We start from the raw sequence: 2,076 nt of genomic DNA, 5'->3' as shown, positions 1-2,076 counted from the left end.
GCGGCGAAGCGGCGGGGCGGCTCCCCGGCCAGCCGGACCTGCACGCCGTCCTCCTGGAAATCCATTCCGACCAGCGGCGCCTCGACAATGCCGACGCCCGCCGCCTGCAGCCGGGCGCGGGTCTCCGCCTCCAGCTTCAGCGGCTTGCCCAGCGTCAGCAGCACCAGATCGGCGGTGTAGTGCCGCAGGAACAGCGCCTCGCCCGCCGCGCAGGCCCCGGCGCCGATGATGGCGACGGGGCGATCGATCACCTCATAGGCGTCGCAGACCGGGCATTGCCGGATCAGCCCTTCGCGCACGTGGCGCAGCGGGTCGGAGACCGGCGGCACATGGTCCCTGACCCCGGTCGCCAGCACCAGATGCGGAGCGGCAAAGCTGTCCTCCCCCGCCCGCAGCAGGAAGCCGCCGTCGCGGTCGCGCTGCGCCCCGGTCACCTCGGCGTCGACCGGGGTCACGCCGAAGCGGGCCGCCTGCTCGCGCATCTGCGCCAGCAGCGAGACGCCGCGGATGCCGTCCGGATAGCCCGGGTGGTTGTGCGAGCGCGGGATCAGCGCGGCGCGGCTCTGGCCGGAGTCGACGAGCGCGACCTTCCGGCGGAACCGCGCGAGATAGATCGCCGCCGTCAGCCCGGCCGGGCCGCCGCCGATGACGAGACAGTCGAACGGCTCAGGAGCGCGCATGGCGGGGCCTCCGCAGGACCGGGCGCGCGGGCATCGGGGCGGTGGCGCGGGCCGCAGGATGGGTCAGGATATCCGGTTTCTCCTCTGGGTGATGGTCCCGCCGGAGAAGCTCCCCGCGCCGGTCCGGTGCTGAACCTGCCGGGGAGGCGGATGTTCCGGTCCGTCCTCACCCGCGCCCGGTCACGCCGGGTCGCGGCAGGCGGCGAGATCGGCGGCGGCGTAGATCCGGTCGATGCAGTCGTGCAGCCCGACGAGCTCTTCCGCCGCCGGGTCGAAGCGCTGGCCATCGGCCAGCCTGCGCGCGAAGTTTACGGCGGCGCGGCCGCCCCAGTCGTCGGGGCCGGCGGTCAGCTGTTCGGTCCGGTTGCCGTGGTGCCGGTAGGCCTCGAAATCATAGAACGAGCCCTCGAGGTTGCGCATCGAGGCGCCGCCTTCGGTGCCGTGGAAGTCGCAGGAGATCACCGCGTCGCAGCCGGCCTGCAGCTTCCACGAGCAGGCCAGCCGGATGACGCCGCCGCCCGCCAGCCGCAGCGTCGCCACGGCGTAATCCTCGACATCCGCCGAGGTGGCGGGGCGGCCTTGGGCAAAGAGATGCGCCTCGACCCCGGTCACCTCGGGATAGCCCAAGGGGCGCAGCGCCATGTCCAGCAGATGCACCCCGAGATCCATCAGGCAGCCGCCGCCCGACAGCGCCCGGTCGTAGAACCAGGGCTTGTCCGGCCCGTAGGCGTTGTGGAAGGTGGCGTCCACCGCGAAGACCCGGCCGAGCTCCCGCGCCGCCAGCGGCGGGATCGCCCTGAGCGCCGCCGTCTCGCGGTAGGAGAGATCGACCGCCAGCAGCCGGTCCACCCGGCGCGCGGTCTCCACCGCCTGCCGCACCTCGCCGGCGCTGCGACCCAGCGGCTTCTGGCAGAACACGGCGCAGCCCGCCTCCAGCGCGGCGATGGTCTCTGCCGCATGCCGGGCGCTGGGCGTGGCGATGACGACGCCGTCGGGTTGCAGGTCCAGCACATCGGCAAGCCCCGACCCGCTGCGCGCCTCCGGCGAGAGGGCAAGCGCCGTCTCCACCGCCGCCGGGTCCGGGTCGGCCAGCGCCACGATGTCGACGAGGTCGGCGGCGCGGATCGCCTCCATCCGGTGCCGGCCGATCCAGCCGAGCCCGACGAAGGCCAGCCGCGGGCGGCGCGTGGTCAGGGCGCGCGCGGTCTCGGGCAGGGTCAGTTGCACAGGATGATCGCCTTCATGAAGCCTTCGGGCCGGTCGCGCGTCGCGTCCAGCGCCACGTCGAGCTGATCGAGCGGATAGCTGTGGGTCAGCAGCGGCCAGGGGTCGAGCCGGCCGTCGGCCACCGCCTCGATCGCCTCGCGGATGCCGCGCATGTAGATCTCGGGCTTGC

Annotated in this window: 2 protein-coding genes; both read right to left on the bottom strand. The window is 73.7% G+C overall.

Annotation, left to right across the window (positions count from 1 at the left end):
* Positions 1-680: NAD(P)/FAD-dependent oxidoreductase (locus C5F48_RS23375; protein WP_146170740.1), on the bottom strand; the 680-nt coding region annotated here is incomplete at its 3' end.
* Between the two features lie 180 nt (positions 681-860).
* Complete coding sequence (locus C5F48_RS23370) at positions 861-1,907, bottom strand: Gfo/Idh/MocA family protein (RefSeq protein ID WP_258186566.1); 1,047 nt, start codon at positions 1,905-1,907, stop codon at positions 861-863.
* Positions 1,908-2,076: the final 169 nt, after the last annotated feature.

The sequence above is a fragment of the Cereibacter changlensis JA139 genome (assembly GCF_003034985.1).
Taxonomy (GTDB): Bacteria; Pseudomonadota; Alphaproteobacteria; order Rhodobacterales; family Rhodobacteraceae; genus Cereibacter; species Cereibacter changlensis.
Note: the sequence above shows the minus strand (reverse complement) of the source record. Positions and strands in the feature narration are given on the sequence as shown.